Source organism: Dermabacter sp. p3-SID358 (genome assembly GCF_025147465.1).
Lineage (GTDB): Bacteria > Actinomycetota > Actinomycetes > Actinomycetales > Dermabacteraceae > Dermabacter.
Genome location: NZ_JALXOZ010000020.1, coordinates 15,365 through 33,552, shown reverse-complemented (window position 1 = coordinate 33,552; position 18,188 = coordinate 15,365). Strand labels below are relative to the sequence as shown.

Genomic DNA, 18,188 nt, shown 5'->3' with positions numbered 1-18,188 from the left:
TCCCCACTAGTCGGTAACTGATTTCTCAGTCCAACTAATGGGGAGCAGTTCATCGTAGCCCGGGGCGCCTTCGCGTAAGGAACCGTCGGAATTTCTAGCCCTTGACGCCGCCCGCTGCGGCAAAGCCGGTACCAAGGCTCCGGCCGAGCGCGAGGTACAGCACCACGATCGGCGCCGAGTAGAAGATCGAGAACGCCGCGAGCTGGCCGTACGCCACCTGACCGTACTGCGAAGAGAACGTGTACAGGGTGACGGCTGCGGGAAGTTTCTCAGGGCTCAGCAGAAGCATGAACGGCACGAAGAAGTTGCCCCACATGCCCACGAACGTGAAGATCGTGGCGACCGCGAGACCGGATTTCATGAGCGGCAGCACCACGGACCTAATCGTGCGGAGAACGCCCGCCCCCTCAGTCCATGCGCTTTCCTCAATCTCGACGGGAACCGAGTCGACGAAGCCCTTCGTGAGGAAGATAGCGTAGGGCAGCGACGAGGTCGCGAGGAACAGGATCGCCGCAGGCATCGAGTCCACGAGGTTGACCTGCACGAACATCGAGTACACGGGGATCATGATCGCCGTGATCGGTAGGCCCGTGGAGAACAGGATGCCTAGCAGGAGCGGGCGGCGGGCGCGAAAACGGTAACGCGAGAATGCATACGCGCACAGCACAGCGACGGTCATCGTGATGATCGTGGCGCAGCCGCACAGCACAAGCGAATTGAGGAGCGGGCGGAACGTCGTCTCCTCGTTCCAGATCGCTTGATAGTTGCCGAAACTCCACTGCTTCGGCACCTTCACGGCGAGCGTCGCTTCGGTGTCGAAGGAAGCGAGCACGACCCAAAGAATCGGGATCGCGAAGCTCACGCTGATAAGGGCGATGAGGATCGAGGAGAGCACGGAAGCGAGGCGCCCACGCGCGGTGTGTGGCTGATCGACGCGGTCGCTTGTTCCCCGCTTTTTCGTGGGAGTTGCGGTCGTCATCGCTTGTCCTCCTCGGGCAGAAGCTTCAGGTAGATGAGAGAGGCAATCGCCCCGATCGCGAGAAGAATCAGCGCGACCGCGGTGCCGTAGCCGAGCTGGCCGTACGAGAACGCCTGCTCATACATATACAGCGGAAGGGTTTGGCTACGGCCGGAAGGCCCGCCGCCCGTCATGATGAAGATGAGGCCAAACACCGAGAGGGTCTGCAGCGTAATCAGCATGAGGTTCGTGGCGATCGCGGTGCGCATGAGCGGGACGGTGATGCTGATAAATCGCTTCCACGCGCCGGCGCCATCAATCTCGGCTGACTCGTACACGTCTTTCGGAATAGAGGTGAGCGCCGCCGAATAAATCAGCATCGTGAATGCCGTACCGCGCCAAATGTTCGCGAACGAGACCGCGAGAATCGGAGCGCTGAACAGCCAGTCCTGACCCGGCAAACCAATGCTCGTGAGGAGCGTATTGAGCGAACCTTGATCCGCGAAGAACGTGTACAGCAGGTACCCCGCGACGACTTCGGGGAGGATCCAGGCGAGGATCACGACCGACGTGCCAATGAAGGTGACGAGGCGGTTCGCTTTCTCCATGAGGAGCGCGAGCACCATGCCGAGAAGGTTCTGCCCGATCACCGCGGAGACGACCGTGAAGATGAGGGTGAGAACGACCGCATTCCAGAAGCGGTCGTCTCCGAAGGCCGTGAGGAAGTTGTCGATTCCCACGAACTTCACGGTCTTCGCGTTTTCTCCGCGTACCGCCTTATTCGTGAAAGCCAAGTAGATCGAGTAGAAAACGGGACCGAACATGAAGATCGCCATGAGCAGGAACGCCGGAACCATGAGTAGGCCTCGGCGGGCGGTAAGGCGGTTGCCGAGAGGCGCGCGGTTTCTCGGCGGCGCAGCGCCCCGCGGGGGAGTGGTGACGGTATCGACGGAAGTACTCATGCCTTACGCACCTCGATGTTGTCCTTGCCGACAAGCTCGGCGAGTTTGGAGTCGTACCAGGCTGCGGCCTGCTCGGGTGTTTTGTCGCCCACCATCACGGTGTCCATCGCGTCCTGGAGCGCGGAGGACACTTCGGGGTAGATCGCAAAAGCCGGCCGGTAGTAGGCGGTCTCGAAAATGTCGGTAAAGAATCCGACGGTTGGCGAGTAGGTCCTGTACTCCTCATTTTGCGCGACGTCCTTTCTCGTCGTGAGGTTGGCGCCGCTTTTATTGCGGTACACGAGGCTTTCGAGCGTGCACAGTTCTTTGATGAGCTCGAACGAAAGCTCGCGATCGCGCGCGTGCGTGGGAATCGTCCAGCCCCAGCCACCGGCGAGAGTCGTGGAGCCCGGATCCTCACCGTTCTGGGTGGGCATTTGGGCAAGGCCGACGTCGTCCTGCCAAGTGGGCCACGGCGCCGGGCCATCTTCGGCCCATTGGTTCGAGATCCACGAACCATCGATGAGAATGCCAAGCTTTCCAGAGGGAAACATCGTCGACTGAACGGCCTCGGCGATATTCGGGTCGAGGTGCTGGGAGGTGGGAAGCGTGAGCTTTTCGTCGAACTGACGCTTGTAGAACGCCAACGTGTCGATAAACCCCTGCGAGCCCGCAATCCACTTCTTCGCATCGGAGTCGTAGAGCGTGTCCTTCGTACCGTAGAGCAGCATCTCGAAGCCCTGCATCGAGGCTTTCTCACCCTGGGCCTTGCCGCAGTACATGAACATTCCGGTAGCGTCGACATTCGCGTCGCGGATAGCCGCGGCCGTTTCCGCGACTTCGTCCCACGTGCCCGGCTGCCACTCGGTGGGCAGCCCCGCTTTCTCAAACACCTTCTTGTTGTAGTAAATGCCGCGCGTATCGGTCTCGGTGGGAATGCAGTGCACAACCCCGTTAGGGTCGACGGCTGCCTCTTGCGAGGCGGGATAGAGGTTCTCCCAACCTTCCCACCCCTTCACGAGGTCATCGATCGGCTGAATATACCCGGCAGCAACATCCGAAAGGAGAATGAACGTATCTTCGAAAACGAGGTCAGGGCAGCTGCGCGGCGACGACATGAGGAGCTCGTTCTTCGTGAAGTAATCGTTTTCCGCAGCCACGATCGGCACGAGCTCAACACTCACTCCCGGATGCTTCTTCGTGAACTCCGCGATGATCTTCGTGAGCCACTGTTTGAGAGTCGTACCCGAACCAAACTGCTGATAGGCGACCCGGAGTGTCGACGAATCGCGGCCACCTGAGCAGCCCGCGAGCATGGCAAGCGGAAGAGTGCTTGCGATCCCTCCGGTCACCTTCAAAAAGGTTCGTCTTGACGGGCGCTCCGTCACTGTCGTTGATGGACGCATCGTTGCGTTCTCCTCACTTCGCGAACTCGCCAGTGTAGGTGGCTTCACTGCCGTAGAGCGCGCGGGTCATGGCGCTGACCTTGGTGGACTGGTCGCCGGGTTGGAGCTCGTAGGTCACGTAGGCGCCATAGCCATCCTCAACGGTGCGTCGCGCCGTGTTCTCAATGCCCTCGAGGGAGATCCCGCTGGCGGCGGAGAGGTCTATTGCGGCGGCTCCGTAGCGCTCTTTCGGAAGTCCCGGTACGTCGAACACGTTGTACTGGTTGTAGTAGGGGTTCCAGGCGTAGTCCACGAGATCTCCAGCGCGCACACCCTGGTGTTCTGCATTCTCAGAGCTCGGGCCAATGAAATAGAACGAAATGATGCGGTTGGGGAGCCGTTTACGAAGCGAAGACAGCATCGAGATGAATGAGAAATCATTCGGCTGCCCGGTGTTGTTCTTCCCGTATTCGACCCACTCGTCGTCGAGATCCACGCCGTCGAGTCCGTAGCGCCGAACCGTGCGGGAAACCTGCTTCGCGAAGTCGTCTGCAGCTTTGGGGGTAGGGAAATTCGCGAAGCCAGCGCCCTCGTGATTGCCGAGAACAGAGAGGAGAACCTTGATGCCGCGCTTTTGAAGCGGGCGGATTGTCGTCTCGGCATTATCGAGAACTCGCTGCACATTCTCGTTCATGTGCAGGTAGGCCCGCTGGCCGTTGTAGTTGATGTTCGCCGCGAAGATGATGGCGTAGTCGAAAGCCGGTGAGCCGTCGGAAAGAACGTAATTGCCGGTGTTGAGAATCGAGTTGCTGTTCACTTCGATATAGGCGACAGACGCGATCCGCGAGCCTTTGCTGCGCCGCTGCGGATAGGCAATAGCCGTGGGCACTACCGAAAGTGCGGCTCCGGTGGCGGCGGTAGCGATGCTTCCACGTAAAAGTGCACGGCGGGAAAAGGGACGGTTCATGTCTCACTCCGTTGTAGACGCTTCTCAATCCAAAGCTCAACTATGAGCTAGTTCACTCTCGACCCTAGGCTGCCTACCTGGGAATGTAAAGAAAAGATATCGCTGCGCCTCTGGTTGCTTGCGGCCTCGTGATGCGAGAAGGTTGTCGAGTCACAACGGCGCGGCAGTGAGTGCCGGCGGCCGAGAACCCCGAGCGAAATGAGCAAAAAGTGTCCCGCTTTGCCACCGTCGGAACCCCGCACCCTCAGGGTGTTCAGCTAGCCCCTGCCCTCCTCGAAAGGGTTGCCGCGCGCGTGCGCGAGGCGACCGGGGATGATGTTGCCGAGGCTGTGGTGCGTTTCCTCGACAACACGGCCCGCACGACCGTGCGCAAACGCGCCGAGAATGACACGTTCGTGATGACGGGCGACATTCCCGCGATGTGGCTGCGAGATTCGTGCGCGCAGCTTTCCCCGCTTCTTCGACTCGTGGGAGAAGACGAAACCCTCGGCGATCTCATCGGTGGCCTGCTTGCCACGCACTGGCGCATGATCCTTATCGACCCCTACGCGAACGCCTTCAACGAGGAGCCGAACGGCAAGCGATGGGACGATGACGAGCCCGCGCAGGGGCCGTGGGTGTGGGAGCGCAAATTCGAAATCGACTCGCTTGCCTATCCTCTTGACCTCGCCGCGCGCCTCCTCGCCGCGGGGAACACGTCGTGGATCACCGCCGATACCCTGCCGGCGCTCACGCTCATCCTCGACGTGCTCGAAACTGAAACCGAGCACGAACAGCGCTCGGACTACTACTTTCGCCGCGCCGACTGCCCCGCCCAGGACACGCTCGTGCGCGAGGGGCGTGGGCGCCTCACGACGCCGTGCGGGCTCGTGTGGCAGGGCTTCCGCCCGAGCGACGACGCGTGTTCGCTCGGCTTCAACATCCCCGGGAACCTCTTCATGGCCTCGGCGCTTCGCGCGGTGCCCGCACTCGCGGAAGCGTGCGAAAGGGCCGGGTTCAGCGAGGAGCTGGAGGAGCGGGGCGAGGTCCGACGCTTGCCTCTTGCAGATCGCGCCGAAACTCTGCGCGAGGGAATCCTCAAGGGCGTTGAGGCTCATGGAATCAAGCGCGAGGGTGGTGTTTCGCGGCTCTGGTATGAGGTTGATGGTGCCGGCGAATCGCTCTTTATGGATGACGCGAACGTGCCCTCGCTCCTATCCCTCCCGTATCTTGGCGTGATTGATGCGCGCGACCCGCTTTATCTCGCGACTCGCGCCGCGGTGCTGAGCGATGAGAACCCGTTTTACTACGAGGGTTCGGCGCTCGCTGGGGTCGGTTCCCCGCACACGCCCGAGGGCTATGTGTGGCCCATAGCGAAGTCGATCGAAGGGCTAACCTCGACTGATGAGAGTGAAAAGCGCGCGATCCTCGAGCTGCTCCTCGCGACGACGGGCGGGACCGGCTACATGCACGAGGGCGTTGACTGCAACGATCCCGCGAATTTCACGCGCGAGTGGTTCTCGTGGTCGAATGCGATGTTCTGCGAGCTTGCCCTCGACGTCGCGGGTATTGAGAGGCCGGCGCTGATCCGCGAACCGCTCCTTTAGCTCTGGGCGCTCCCTGGGAGAGTGTCGCGCGCGTGTAGTCGTGGGCACTCAAGCTCGTGCGTGCGCGGCTCGGGCCCCGGATTATCGCGCATGTCGCGAAGGAGCTCGACGGCCGCCTCGCCCATGATTGCAGGGCTTCGCTCGAGCGTGGACACCGTGGGACTGCGAAGCGTGAGGCCGGGGGAGGACTCCCATGAGACGACGCCCGCGTCCGCGGGAACCTGAATGTTGAGGTCGCCGAGCGCGCGCAGGGTTGCAAGCGTGAGGTCCTCGCTCTCGCATACAAAGGTCGTCGTGGGCGTAAGGTCAAGCATCGAAATGAAGTTGCGGACTGCGGCGCGGGCTTCGTCGATGGTGCTCGAGGGAACCCCGTGCTCGATCGCAGTGAGGCCCGACCGATGACGCCGGAGCGCCGCGAGGCGAGCTTCGCCGTGGCTGTAGCGGGCGTGGGAGTGCAGGTAGGCAATACGCTGCGTTCCACGCGCGGCAAGATCCACGATGAGAGCGTCCATGACGAGTGCATCGTCGATGAAGACCGAGGAAAACGGCTCGCTTGTCCCCGGTTTACCGATGAAAACGGTGGGGATGCCGAGTCGGTTGGTGAGCTCGGGCCGTGGATCCTCAGGGCGTGGATTCACAAGGATGAGTCCATCGACGCGGGACTCTCCGTGCCATTGGCGGATTGCGGCGAGCTCGTCCTCGAAGCTCTCAACGATTTTGAGAACGAGAGCGACGGGGCTTGCGGCGAGCATCCGTTCAACGCCCGCGATGAGCTGCAGAAAGAACGTGTCGCGCGCAAGTTCGGCGTAGGGCGCGGTGATGATGAGGCCGAGGGCGTCGACTCGTGAGGTGGAGAGCGCCTTGGCTGCCCTATTGGGGCTCCAACCCATGTCTCGAGCAATCGCGAGGATCTTTTCGCGCGTGGGCTCGGCGACTCCCGGCCGCCCGTTGAGCGCAAACGAGACTGCCGTGTTTGAGACGCCCGCCGCGTGGGCGATATCGGCGATAGTGGGTCGGGCCATGCGTTCATGATACCTTTTGAGCTAAAGCGCTTTAGGTGAGCGTGTGAACATCAGTGACAACGAGGTGACGCGATGAAACAACAGCATGCGTGGGGCGCGAACTACACCCCTCGAAAGGGATGGTTCCACTCCTGGGCCAACCTCGATCTCGGCGCGGTTGAGAACGATTTCGCCACGCTCGCCGACCTTGGCCTCGACCACGTGCGTATCTTCCCCCTGTGGCCACTTTTGCAGCCCAATCGCACCTTGATTGACTCGAAGGCGATCGACGACGTCCTTGCCGTCACCGACGCTGCCGGAGGCGTCGGCCTCGAGGTCTCCGTGGACCTCCTCCAGGGCCACCTCTCAAGCTTCGACTTCCTCCCCGCATGGGTGAGTACGTGGCACCGCCGCAATATCTTCACGGATGAGACCGTCGTGAGTGGCGAGCGCGCACTCGCGAGAACTCTCGCTTCCGAGCTCGCCACCCGTGATCACGTGTCGGGCATGACCCTCGGTAACGAGATCGGCCAGTTTGCTGCCCCACGCCATCCCGAGCGCCACGAGATCACCTCACATGAGGCGTACGGCTGGCTTGACGTCATGCTGGCCGAAGTTCGGGATGCCTTCCCTCGTGGCTCCCACCACCACTGTTTCGACGACGACACCTGGTTCGTGGATGCCCACCCCTTCACGCCCCGCGCGGCGGTCGAGCTCGGGGATTCCACAACCGTGCACTCATGGATCTTCGGCGGTGCCGCTCAGCGCTACGGAGCTGACTCTCCAGAGTTACCTCACTTCGCGCGCTACCTGCTCGAAGTCGCAGACCTGTGGCACAGGGTGAGTGGGCAGCCGTCGGACCGCCCGGTGTGGCTCCAGGAAGTGGGCGCCCCGACCCCGTGGGTGAGCCCCGAAAACGCGGCCGATTTCCTCGAAGAGACGGTACGTGCCGCCCTGGGTTATCGAAATCTCACGGGTATCACCTGGTGGTGTTCACACGATGTTTCGCGCACGCTAGCGGACTTCCCAGATCTGGAATATAGCCTGGGTCTCATTGATGCGGATGGTGCTGTTAAGCCCGCGGGCGAGCGCTTGCGCGACCTCATCGCTCTTGAGAAGGCCGGCCGGCTTTCCGCAACGCCGACCTCGACGACGAGTGTGGTCATCGAGGGGCTCAAGCCTGATGGCTCCAACCGCTCCCTGCTCAACACCCAGTCCGATGTCTTCGGCGAGTGGATGAACTTCGCCCGCCGCGGAGAGTACCGAAGCCTTGAGCTCGGATAAGGCGAGCACCGCCCATCGCTCAACGCCGACCACGGCTGTGCCCGCCTCCCACCCCAATCGCGCTGCACACATTCGACGAAAGGTCACCCGATGTTCAACAACCGCGCGCACAGCGAGGACCGAGTCCGACGGTTCCTCGCCGAACAACTCCCCGCGAGGCGCCACCTCGATACTGCGCCCGTCACGATCGAAGCGTGGGAAGTGCCCGGCGAGCCAGTTCCCTTCGACGAAGCGAAAACGCAAACCTATAGTCCGATCGAGGTGGGCGCACGCTGGGGGCGCCCCTGGTCGACGCTGTGGCTGCACGTCACGGGCGAGGTCCCCGAAGGCTGGGTAAGCAACGACGAAAGCGACGTGGAACTCCAGCTCAACTTGTCGTTCACGAACATGCCGGGCTTCCAGGCCGAGGCTCTCATTTGGAATGTGGACGGCGTTCCCGTCAAGGCCATTAACCCCTACAACCAGTACCTCACGCTCGAGCCGGGCGAAACGAACTTTGAGTACTACCTCGAGCTCGCCGCAAACCCGAACGTTGCTGGTGATTGGACCTGCACGCCCACGAACCTCGGCGAATGGGACACCGCGGGGGACGATCCCATTTATGACCTTACTGAGCTGCGCCTCGCGTGGCGCTCGAAGACGATCTGGGAGCTTGAACAGGACGTCGTCGCACTCGACGGACTCATGCGCGAGCTCCCCGAAGAAAGCACTCGCCGCCAGGACATCCTGCGCTGCCTCGATGACGCGCTCGATGCTGCCGATCCCGACGACCTGCACGCGACCGCGAAGGACGCCCGCGAGGTGCTCAAGCGTGAGCTTGACAAGCCCGCGAATGCTTCCGCGATGACCGTGATTGCGACCGGCCACGCTCACATCGACTCCGCGTGGCTGTGGCCCGTGCGCGAGACGGTTCGCAAATGTGCCCGCACCTTCTCGAACGTGTGCTGGTTGCTCGAGCACTACGACGACCTCACGTTCTCGTGCTCGTCCGCGCAGCAGTATCAGTGGATACGCGACTTCTACCCGGAGCTGTTCGAGCGCATCAAGAAACACGTCGCAAGCGGTCGATTCATCCCCGTGGGCGGCATGTGGGTTGAATCCGACACGAACATGCCTGGTTCCGAGGCCATGGCCCGCCAGTTCATCCAGGGCAAGGGTTTCTTCTTGCGCGAGTTCGGCCTCGAAACGAAGGAGACCTGGCTTCCCGACTCGTTTGGCTACTCGGGTGCCCTCCCGCAGATCTGCGCTGCCGCCGGCAACACGAACTTCCTTACCCAGAAGGTCAGCTGGAACCAGTATTCCGTGTTCCCGCACCACACCTTCTGGTGGGAAGGCATCGACGGCACGACTCAGTACACGCACTTCCCGCCCGCCGACACCTACAACTGCCAGCTCACAGGCAAGGAATTGGCATACGTCGAGAAGAACTACAAGGATAAGGGCCGAAGCCATGTCGCGCTGAGCCCGACCGGCTGGGGCGATGGTGGCGGCGGCCCCACGCGCGAGCAGCTCGCCGCGGGCCGCAGGGCCGCGAACCTCGAGGGTTCGCCCAAGGTCGAGTTCTCGAGCCCCACGACGTTCTTCGAGCGCAGCCGCGCCGAATACGCCGACGCCCCGCGCTGGAATGGCGAGCTGTACCTTGAGCTTCACCGCGGCACGTACTCCTCGCAGATCCGCGGCAAGCAAGGCAATCGCCGCAGCGAGGCCCTCATGCACGATATTGAAAAGTGGAGCGCGCTCGCGGCCCGCCTCGACGAGGCGTTCGAGTACCCCTACGACGAGATCAACGAGCTGTGGGAAAAGGTGCTTCTCCTCCAGTTCCACGACATCCTCCCCGGCAGCTCGATCGCGTGGGTGCACAAGGAAACAGAGCACAACTACGAAGGGATTGCCGAGCGCGGCGAGGCTCTCGTAGAAAAGGCGCTCGAAGCGATCGCGCGTGCGACGGGCGGCGCGAGTGCAGGCGAGAGCGCAGGCGCAAGCGGTGGTGCGGTCGTGTGCGAGGAGTCCGACGGTTCCTTCGCCCTCAATAACGGCCACGTCTTCGCGCGGATCGACGGCGAGGGCCACCTCGTGAGCCTCCGCGATAGCGAGGACGGCCGCGAACTCATCGCCCCCGGCGCCAAGGGGGCGCTCCTCCAGCTTCACCGCGACACTCCCAACGCGTGGGACTCGTGGGACATCGACGAGTTTTATCGAAGGGTCGGCAGGGACCTGGCAGCCGTCGGACCCGCGAGTGTGGAACGCGAAGGCGACGCGGTTCGCGTACGTGCCACCTACGAAACCCGCACCGACGGTGTGCGCACGAAGGAGAAGCCGTACCCCGGTGCCCCGTCGAACGGTGCCGGTTCGCGAATCACGCTCACGTACGTGCTTGCGCCGGGCGCGAAGGGCCTCGAGATTGTGCTCGATGTCGACTGGCACGAGCGCAAGAAGGTCCTCAAGCTCGCCTTCCCGTTCGACCTGCGTGCTTCGCACATGGCGAGCGAGATTCAATTCGGGCACATCGAGCGCCCCATCCCCGTCAATACCCTTGACGACTTCGGCCGATTCGAGACGTGTGCACACCGCTGGGTGCGCGTCCACGAGGGTGGTCAGTCCGGCGCTGCGGTGTCGCTTTCGAACGACTCGTCGTACGGCCACGACGTGCGCCGAGCGTTGCGCGAGGATGACGGCGGCACGACGACGATCGTGCGCGCGACCGTGATTCGCGCGGCCGAGTTCCCGGATCCGCGCGCGGAAGAAGGCCAGTACCGGATGCGCTACTCGCTCGTGCCTGGCGCTACGATCGCCGAGGCCATCGACGAAGGCGCGCGCCTCAATCAAGCGCCGCGCGAGATTGACGCGTCGCTCGTGGAGAGCACGCTCGCGCGGATCGAGGGCGAGGACACCTCGCTGCGCATCCAGACGCTCAAACTCGCCGAGGACAAGTCCGGTGACGTGATCGTGCGACTCTACGAATCCGAGGGCGTGCGAGGCGAGGGCACCGTCGTCATTCCGGGCGCGAAAGAGATTGTGGCCGTGGACCTTCTCGAGCGCGAGCTCACCGACGAGTCGGTGCTGCACTACCGTGCGCAGCGTGCCGAAGACGAGCGGATTGAAATCGCGGCGAAACCGTTCGAGATCGTGACCCTCCGCGCCCGCCTCACCTGAATTGCATAGAGGTTGTGGGGGTTTGGAGCCCGCGGGTGGGACGCTCTGCTCGCGGGCTCCATCGTGCCGTCGCCACTAGTGCGGGGAACCTAGGGCTTTAGTCTTACGTGGAGCTGAAGAGCCGTGTACACTCAACTTTAGCGGTTTAGTTATCACCGGTCTGGTGCCGCTCATGACATCTCAAGGAAGAGGTACACGGCAATGAAAACAACTCGTCGCGCGGTTCTCGGTGCAGGCGTGGGGCTCATGGGGCTCACTCTCGCGGGATGCGGTCTGAGCGGCAGCGGCGGCAGCGCCGAACAGGATAAAGCCGCCAAGGAGGCCAAAGACGGCAAGGTCGAAGGCGAGATTTCGTTCCAGACCTGGTCGCTCAAGAACGAAAAATTCACCCCCTACTTTGAAGACCTCGTCGCAAGGTTCGAAAAAGAAAACCCGGGCGTCAAAGTCAAGTGGATGGATCAGCCCGGCGAAGGCTACGAGGATAAGCTCCTCGGCCAGGCAAACTCCGGCGCGCTCCCTGACGTCGTCAACGTTCCGCCGAACTTCGCGTACTCACTCGCAAAGAACGGCATGCTTCTCGACCTCGCGAAGGCCGACGACGAACTCAAAGACGTGTACGTCGAGGGCGGCGTCAAGGCCTACGAAATGCCGGGCATCGACGGCAGCTACGGCTACCCGTGGTACCTCGGTACCGACATGTCCTGGTGGAACATCGATGCGCTGAGCAAGTTCGGCGTGAGCGAAGATTCGCTGCCGACAAGCTTCGACGAGCTCTACGACCTGGCCATGGAAGCCGCCAAGCAGGGGGGATCCGCCCCGATCATCTCCTCGCTCCCCGAAATCATCATCACCTCTGGTGACGACGGCAAGTTCAACTTCAATACCGACGAAAACGTCGATTTCCTGCAGAAATACGTGGAGCTGTACAAAGCCAAGGCCATGCCGGTCGAAGTGCTGAGCGATAACTACACCGGTAACGCCCAGCTGTACAAGCAGGAGAAGGTGCTTTGGACAACCGCTACATCGAGCTACCCAACAGAGCTACAGACCGACAACCCGGGCTTGATTGAGAAGACGGTTGTCACGAAGCGCATGGGGGAGCCGCCCTTGTTCGTCCAGGGCATTGCGGTGTCCGCGAAGTCGAAGGCACCCGCAGCGGCACTCGCCTTCGCGAAATTCGCGACGAATACTGAAAACCAGATTGCTTTCGTGAAGCTCGCGCAAGGGTTCCTCCCCGGCACGAAAGAAGCGGCAGCCGACCCCAGCAAGTTCGCCGAAAAGTCAGACATCGAGCTGCAGAACAAAGCAGTCGAGCTGGCCGCCGAGTCCATGAAGACCGCAGTCGACCCCACGAACGTCATGTGGACCGAAGACATGAAGACCAACATGGGGCAGCAGATGGCGCTCGCCATGCGCGGCGACATCTCGGCCAAAGAAGCGCTCGACGCAGCCGTGAAGTACGGCAACGATCAGCTCGGCTGACATCACCAACGGTCGGGCGGCCCGCACAGTCGCCCGACCCTTCCACACTTCAGTGCTGAAAGGGAAGAGATAGCGTGCGTTCATACAAGTGGTACGTGCCGTGGCTCCTCGTGGGCCCCGCAGTTTTGTGGGTCCTCGTTTTTGCTCTGTGGCCGTTCTTCAACACGGTCGTCCTGAGCTTCACGAATGCTCGCCCACTCACGGGCGGCACTTTCGTGGCCCTAGACAACTACATGGCTCTCTTCAACGATGCACGCGTATGGACCTCGCTCGGGACAACCCTGCTGTTTACGGTGGCATGTGTCCCGCTCCTCACCTTTCTTCCGCTACTGCTGGCGCTACTCGTCCACCGCGTGATCCCGGGCATTTCGTTCTTCCGCACGACGTTCTACTTCCCCGTAATCGCCTCCGTTGTGGTTGTTGCCCTCATCTTCCAGTGGCTCTTCGACTCGCGCGGCGTCGTCAATGAAACTCTTCAGTTCCTTGGCCTCGTTGAAGGACCGTTGCCGTTCCTCGCCTCACGGTGGGGACTCATTTTCACCGCCGTCGTCCTCACCGTGTGGAAAGGCCTCGGCTACTACATGGTTGTGTACCTCGCGGCCCTCGCCAATGTTGGCAACGAGCTTCACGAGGCCGCCGCTATGGACGGCGCGAGCGCCTGGCGACGCTTCTGGTCCGTGACCGTCCCAGGCGTGCGCGGCGCCATGTTCCTCGTGAGCGCACTCATCACCGTGAGCGGCATGCGCGTGTTCTCCGAACTCTACGTTCTCTCGAAAGGCTCGGGAGGCCCCGGCGGCGAGGCCTCCTCCCTCGTCATGCTCGTGCAGCAGGTTGGCTCTGGACTCAATGGAAGGCTCGGATACGCCTCTGCTTTGTCCGTGCTCCTCTTCCTCTTCACGGTCGGCCCGCTCATTCTCGTGGCCTACCTCAACAACCGGCCAGACTCGAACGCGCACTAAGGAACTGATTGGCATGTCCACTCTTGAAACTGAAGCCAGCAACGTGCGCAAGGCAAGCGTCGGAACCTCTTCTCCACGCACGTACCGCAATACGAACCGCCCGTGGCGCAGCAAGGGATCAGGGGGATTTAACAAGCCGACGCTTGCCGGTTTGATCGTGCGCTACGTTTTGCTCGTCGCGGTTTTCCTCATCTCTGTGGGGCCGTTCCTATGGCAGCTCAGCACGAGCTTCAAGGGACCTAGGGACCCGATATACCAGTTCCCGCCATCGCTTCTTCCGAGCGATTTCACGCTCCACAACTACGTGGAGGTCGCGAACACCGTGCCGATTCTCGGCTACGCGTGGCACTCGCTCATTGTTGCCGTGACCCTCGCGATTGCGAACGTCGTGTTCTCGACTCTCGCGGGTTATGCCCTCGGCTGCCTCAAATTCAAAGGCAAGAAAATCGCACTCGGGATTCTCTTCTCGACGCTCCTCCTACCCGGGGAAGTCACGCTCATGAGTCAGTTCCTCACCATCAAATCGCTCGGGCTCGCTGATTCGCTCGCGGGCGTTGTACTGCCCGGGCTTATCGGCGCGGTCAACGCTTTGCTCATGATGGCGGCGTGCCGCTCAATCCCGCCTGCCCTTCTCGATGCGGCCGTGATCGATGGCGCGAGCACATGGCAGATCATCACGCGAGTGGTGTGGCCGAACGTGCGCGGCATGGCGAGCGTTGTCGCGATTTTCGCCTTTATTGGTGGGTGGGATGACTTCCTGTGGCCGCTGCTCGTGCTGAGCGACCCAGACAAATACACGCTCACCGTGGGCATGCAGTACCTCAACTCGAACTTCGGTTCGAACCCGCGCGTCATCGCGGCGGGCACCATGATCGCGCTCGTGCCGATCATTATCTTCTTTGCCGTCTTCCAGCGTTTCTTCTTCAAGGGCGTTGAGGACGGCGCGGTGAAGGGCTGAACATCTCCGCTTCGCGAGCGCGAAAGCTGCGCTCATCGCGCCATCGGTAAGCTAGGGCGGGCCTCGCCGGGACAAATACCTGGGAAACGAGGCGCCCCCAGTCGCGCGGACCGGCGGGCACATGAGCGAGAGGACGGCGGCAATGCACCCACCCGTGGCAGCCACGAGCGGGGCATCCCGCCGTACTTTCCTCAAAGTCGCGTGCGGCGGTGCGGTTGCGCTTCCACTCTCGACGCTCGCGGGATGCGGCGCCGAGCGTGACGCCTCGACCTTGCGGGTCGCCTTTCAGCAGTTTGGTTCCGACACGAACCTCCAGCGGTGGCTCACAGGTGTTGCCGAAGCGTTTACCGCGAAGAACCCGGGCACAAGCGTTGAGCTCGTGCCGATCGTTGCCCAAGCCAACGACTATTTCACGAAGAACGAGTTGCTCATGGCCTCGCCGCGCAGCTGCCCTGACGTGGTGTTCGAAGACTCCTTCATTCTTCAGTCAGACATTGCCGCCGGCTACCTCCAACCGATCGATGACCTCGTAGAGAAGTGGGAAGCCTGGGACCGTTTCTACCCGGCCTCTAAGAACGCCGCCAAAGACGCTGAAGGGCGAGTGTGCTTCGTTCCCACCGAGACCGATACGCGCGGCATCTACTACAACAAGAAAGTGTTCGCGAAGGCGGGGTTGCCCACCGAATGGCAGCCGCGCACGTGGGATGAGATCGCCGAGAGCGCCGCGGTGATTCGCGATGCAAACATCGGCGCGACCGGCATGTTCATGTTTTGCGGCAAAGCCCAAGGAGAGACGGCCTCGATGCAGGGGCTCGAGATGCTGCTCTACGGAACGAAGGACACGCTCTATAACCCCGACACCAAGAAATGGGTCGCGGGCTCACAAGGCTTCATCGATTCTCTCGCGTTTTTTAAGCGCCAATTCGACGAAGGCCTCACACTTCCGGTTTCCCGCCATTTTGACCCTAATCTCATGGACGCCGTGCAGGCCACGATGTTCCCCAAGGGCGAGCTCGGTATTCTCGTCGACGGGTCATGGATTTCGTTCCTATGGGCCGAGGGGAGCCTCGCGCCGTGGCCAACGTGGCCGGAAGACGTGGGTGTTGCTGCCATGCCCACTCAGCACGGCGAGGCCCCCGGCTCCACGACGCTTTCGGGCGGGTGGGGGTGGACGATTCCCACGCACGCGCGCGATCGCGACATGTCGTTCGAGCTCATTAAAGAGCTGTGCTCGCTCGAGACCCAGGTGCAGCGAAATATCTCCGGCGGAACTCTCACCACGAGGAGGGACATCGCGGAGATGGAGGAGTACAGATCTTCTTCGCCAACCGTCGGCTTTTTCACCGGCATGCTCGAAGCCGCGTACTACCGCCCCGCCTTTGCGATCTATCCCGAAGTCTCGACCGCTCTTCAGGAGGCCATGGACTTCGTGATGGTGGGTGACAAAACGCCCGAGCAGGCGGCTGCCTGGTACGACGCCAAACTCGCCGAACTCGTAGGCAAAGAGAATATCGAGTTGCGCGGCGCTTGAGGCATCCCACCCCACCCAACCCCCACCGCCCCCACCACCAGTACGTTCGATTGACGTAGCTCAATGGCGGTAATGGCTCGTGATTTCCGTACGTTTTCCTACGTCAATCCGGGGGGAAAGCGAAGGGGAGAGAGGAGAGGGGAGCGAAGGGGGAAGCCCAGGGGGAGGGGGAGGCCGATCTATGCCTTGACCGCGCCCTCTGCGATGCCGGCGATGAACTGCTTCGCGCCGATGATGAACACGAGGATGAGCGGCACAACCGCGATGAGCGCCGAGGCCATGAGCATGCCGTAATCGCTTCCGTGGGCGGTCTTCAGCTGGCTCAGCGCAACCTGCAGGGTGAGCTTATCGGGATTCGTGAGCACGATGAGGGGCCACATGAAGTCGTTCCACGCACCGATGAACGTGAACATCCCGAGGAAGGCGAGTGCCGGCTTAATGATTGGGAGACACACGTGGAGGTACTGACGGAAGAAACCACAGCCGTCCATGCGGGCAGCCTCTAAGAGTTCCGTTGAGATCGAATTTGTGGCGTACTGCCGCAGCCAAAACACGCCGAACGCACTCGCGAGCGACGGGAAAATGAGCGCTTTCAAGTCTCCAGTCCAGCCGAGTTTGCTCATGAGGAGGAACTGCGGGATGCTCGCGAGCTGCGCCGGCAACAGGAACGTCGCCATGATGATGAGAAACAGGCCACGCTTTCCGGGGAACTCGAATTTCGCGAAGGTGAAGGCCGTGATCGAGGAGATGAAAAGCCCGAGTACCGTGACTGAGAGGGCCACGACAAGGGTATTGCCCATCGCCGCCCAAATATTGATCTTCGACGTGATGGTCTCAAGGTTTGTGCCGAGGCGATCCCCCGGCAGCACCGCCGGCGGGAACTTGTAGATCGCCGACGACGGATGGGTCGCGAGAACAAACATCCAGTAGAACGGGAAGAGTGAAATGAGCGCGCCGACGGCGAGAGCCACGTGCTTGAGAACATCGAGTGGGTGGATTCGCTTGCGGCGTCGAGGAAGCGGCGCGTTATGGGTGTGTGCAGTCATGGTGACGATTCCTTAATCCTTCTTCTCGCGAGTCACAAGCCAGTTGATGATCGAGAAGAACATGACCACGACGAACACGCCCCATGCGATTGCAGCGCCGTAGCCATAGCGGTTCTCCTGGAACGCCACCGAGTAGAAGTACATGACCATCGTGAGGCCCGAGTTATTGATGCCGCCCGCGTTCGCGGCTCCACCGCTATCCGATGACGTAAGGACTTGAGATTCGGTGAAGCTTTGGAGGGAGCCGATCGTGGACATGAGGGTCACAAACAAGATGATCGGGCGTAGCTGGGGGAGAGTGATACGGAAGAAGATTTGCCACGAGTTCGCCCCGTCAAGTGCCGCGGCTTCGTAGAGGGATTTATCAATCGCTTGAAGGCCGGCCAAGATCAGCAGTGCGTTGTAGCCTACGAATGACCAGGTGGTGAGGCATGAGATTGCGATTTTGATGCCCCATTCCGTTTTGAGCCACGGAATGTTTTCAAAGCCCAGAATATTGACGAGCGCGTTGGCGATACCGAACTGGCTTGCGAAGATCGAGCTGAAAAGCATGCCCATCGCGACCATCGACGTGATGTTCGGAATGAGGTAGATGACCTTGTACGTCGTCGAGAACCTGAGCGTTGAGTTGAGCATGAGCGCGAGGACCGTCGCGAGCGTAAGAGTGGGGACGGTCCCCATGACCCACAGGATCAGGGTGTTGCCGAGAGATTTGTAAAAGAGTGGATCGGTGACGAGGTACTTGAAGTTCGTCCCGCCTATCCACTGGAGCTCGCCCAACCCCGACCAGTTCGTGAACGCGAGCGCCATCGTAAAGACGACCGGCATCGCGCCGAACATGAAGAAGAAGAAAAAATATGGCGAAATGGCCAGGTATTGCGGCAGCGCCTTTCGTATGCGCGTCCCGAGTGGCCGGGGTTGGGGAGTCGTCATGATC

14 protein-coding genes are annotated in these 18,188 nt (G+C 61.5%); 7 read left to right on the top strand and 7 right to left on the bottom strand.

Features of this window, described 5'->3' with window-relative positions; all coding sequences use genetic code 11:
• Positions 1–94 precede the first annotated feature (94 nt).
• From M3B90_RS08750 to M3B90_RS08735, 4 genes are all read right to left on the bottom strand, one after another.
• Positions 95–979: a carbohydrate ABC transporter permease gene (locus M3B90_RS08750; RefSeq protein WP_259889904.1), complete on the bottom strand. Its 885-nt coding sequence runs from the start codon at positions 977–979 to the stop codon at positions 95–97.
• Positions 976–1,920, bottom strand: a complete 945-nt coding sequence (locus M3B90_RS08745) for a carbohydrate ABC transporter permease (RefSeq protein WP_259889903.1) — start codon at positions 1,918–1,920, stop codon at positions 976–978. The genes M3B90_RS08750 and M3B90_RS08745 overlap by 4 nt, the downstream gene beginning before the upstream one ends.
• On the bottom strand, positions 1,917–3,251 hold the full coding sequence (locus tag M3B90_RS08740) for an extracellular solute-binding protein (protein WP_259889902.1): 1,335 nt from the start codon (positions 3,249–3,251) through the stop codon (positions 1,917–1,919). The genes M3B90_RS08745 and M3B90_RS08740 overlap by 4 nt, the downstream gene beginning before the upstream one ends.
• Before the next feature lie 67 nt (positions 3,252–3,318).
• Positions 3,319–4,251, bottom strand: a complete 933-nt coding sequence (locus M3B90_RS08735; protein WP_259889901.1) for an endo-beta-N-acetylglucosaminidase H — start codon at positions 4,249–4,251, stop codon at positions 3,319–3,321.
• A 209-nt stretch (positions 4,252–4,460) separates the two neighbouring features.
• Between M3B90_RS08735 and M3B90_RS08730 the strand changes: the two genes are divergently transcribed.
• Positions 4,461–5,837: a glycoside hydrolase family 125 protein gene (locus tag M3B90_RS08730; RefSeq protein WP_259889900.1), complete on the top strand. Its 1,377-nt coding sequence runs from the start codon at positions 4,461–4,463 to the stop codon at positions 5,835–5,837.
• On the opposite strand, the gene M3B90_RS08725 is transcribed toward M3B90_RS08730, so the two are convergent.
• Complete coding sequence (locus M3B90_RS08725) at positions 5,834–6,859, bottom strand: LacI family DNA-binding transcriptional regulator (protein ID WP_259889899.1); 1,026 nt, start codon at positions 6,857–6,859, stop codon at positions 5,834–5,836. The genes M3B90_RS08730 and M3B90_RS08725 overlap by 4 nt on opposite strands.
• A gap of 72 nt (positions 6,860–6,931) precedes the next feature.
• Here M3B90_RS08725 and M3B90_RS08720 point away from each other — a divergent pair, with 72 nt between their 5' ends.
• From M3B90_RS08720 to M3B90_RS08695, 6 genes are all read left to right on the top strand, one after another.
• Positions 6,932–8,122 carry a glycosyl hydrolase gene (locus M3B90_RS08720; protein ID WP_259889898.1) on the top strand — a complete coding sequence of 397 codons (1,191 nt, stop codon included), beginning with the start codon at positions 6,932–6,934 and terminating at the stop codon, positions 8,120–8,122.
• 90 nt (positions 8,123–8,212) lie between these two features.
• Positions 8,213–11,275, top strand: coding sequence for a glycoside hydrolase family 38 C-terminal domain-containing protein (locus M3B90_RS08715; protein ID WP_259889897.1), 3,063 nt, complete (start codon positions 8,213–8,215; stop codon positions 11,273–11,275).
• Positions 11,276–11,476: 201 nt separating this feature from the next.
• Positions 11,477–12,757 (top strand): ABC transporter substrate-binding protein, encoded by a 1,281-nt coding sequence (locus M3B90_RS08710; RefSeq protein ID WP_259889895.1) that lies wholly within the window; start codon positions 11,477–11,479, stop codon positions 12,755–12,757.
• Positions 12,758–12,831: 74 nt separating this feature from the next.
• Positions 12,832–13,716 carry a carbohydrate ABC transporter permease gene (locus M3B90_RS08705; RefSeq protein WP_259889893.1) on the top strand — a complete coding sequence of 295 codons (885 nt, stop codon included), beginning with the start codon at positions 12,832–12,834 and terminating at the stop codon, positions 13,714–13,716.
• Between the two features lie 13 nt (positions 13,717–13,729).
• Entirely contained in the window at positions 13,730–14,674 is a 945-nt protein-coding gene (locus tag M3B90_RS08700; protein WP_259889892.1) for a carbohydrate ABC transporter permease, read from the top strand.
• A gap of 121 nt (positions 14,675–14,795) precedes the next feature.
• On the top strand, positions 14,796–16,205 hold the full coding sequence (locus M3B90_RS08695; protein ID WP_259889891.1) for an extracellular solute-binding protein: 1,410 nt from the start codon (positions 14,796–14,798) through the stop codon (positions 16,203–16,205).
• 179 nt (positions 16,206–16,384) lie between these two features.
• Here M3B90_RS08695 and M3B90_RS08690 read toward each other — a convergent pair whose 3' ends face one another.
• Together M3B90_RS08690 and M3B90_RS08685 are read right to left on the bottom strand one after the other, a co-directional pair.
• Entirely contained in the window at positions 16,385–17,251 is an 867-nt protein-coding gene (locus M3B90_RS08690) for a carbohydrate ABC transporter permease (RefSeq protein ID WP_259889890.1), read from the bottom strand.
• A gap of 12 nt (positions 17,252–17,263) precedes the next feature.
• Positions 17,264–18,184 carry a carbohydrate ABC transporter permease gene (locus tag M3B90_RS08685; RefSeq protein ID WP_259889889.1) on the bottom strand — a complete coding sequence of 307 codons (921 nt, stop codon included), beginning with the start codon at positions 18,182–18,184 and terminating at the stop codon, positions 17,264–17,266.
• Positions 18,185–18,188 lie beyond the last annotated feature (4 nt).

Coding starts and splice junctions, on each gene's coding strand:
- M3B90_RS08695 (WP_259889891.1), top strand. CDS start 14,796: ATGAGCGAGAGGACGGCGGCAATGCACCCACCCGTGGCAGCCACGAGC.
- M3B90_RS08735 (WP_259889901.1), bottom strand. CDS start 4,251: ATGAACCGTCCCTTTTCCCGCCGTGCACTTTTACGTGGAAGCATCGCT.
- M3B90_RS08715 (WP_259889897.1), top strand. CDS start 8,213: ATGTTCAACAACCGCGCGCACAGCGAGGACCGAGTCCGACGGTTCCTC.
- M3B90_RS08685 (WP_259889889.1), bottom strand. CDS start 18,184: ATGACGACTCCCCAACCCCGGCCACTCGGGACGCGCATACGAAAGGCG.
- M3B90_RS08700 (WP_259889892.1), top strand. CDS start 13,730: ATGTCCACTCTTGAAACTGAAGCCAGCAACGTGCGCAAGGCAAGCGTC.
- M3B90_RS08710 (WP_259889895.1), top strand. CDS start 11,477: ATGAAAACAACTCGTCGCGCGGTTCTCGGTGCAGGCGTGGGGCTCATG.
- M3B90_RS08725 (WP_259889899.1), bottom strand. CDS start 6,859: ATGGCCCGACCCACTATCGCCGATATCGCCCACGCGGCGGGCGTCTCA.
- M3B90_RS08690 (WP_259889890.1), bottom strand. CDS start 17,251: ATGACTGCACACACCCATAACGCGCCGCTTCCTCGACGCCGCAAGCGA.
- M3B90_RS08720 (WP_259889898.1), top strand. CDS start 6,932: ATGAAACAACAGCATGCGTGGGGCGCGAACTACACCCCTCGAAAGGGA.
- M3B90_RS08745 (WP_259889903.1), bottom strand. CDS start 1,920: ATGAGTACTTCCGTCGATACCGTCACCACTCCCCCGCGGGGCGCTGCG.
- M3B90_RS08750 (WP_259889904.1), bottom strand. CDS start 979: ATGACGACCGCAACTCCCACGAAAAAGCGGGGAACAAGCGACCGCGTC.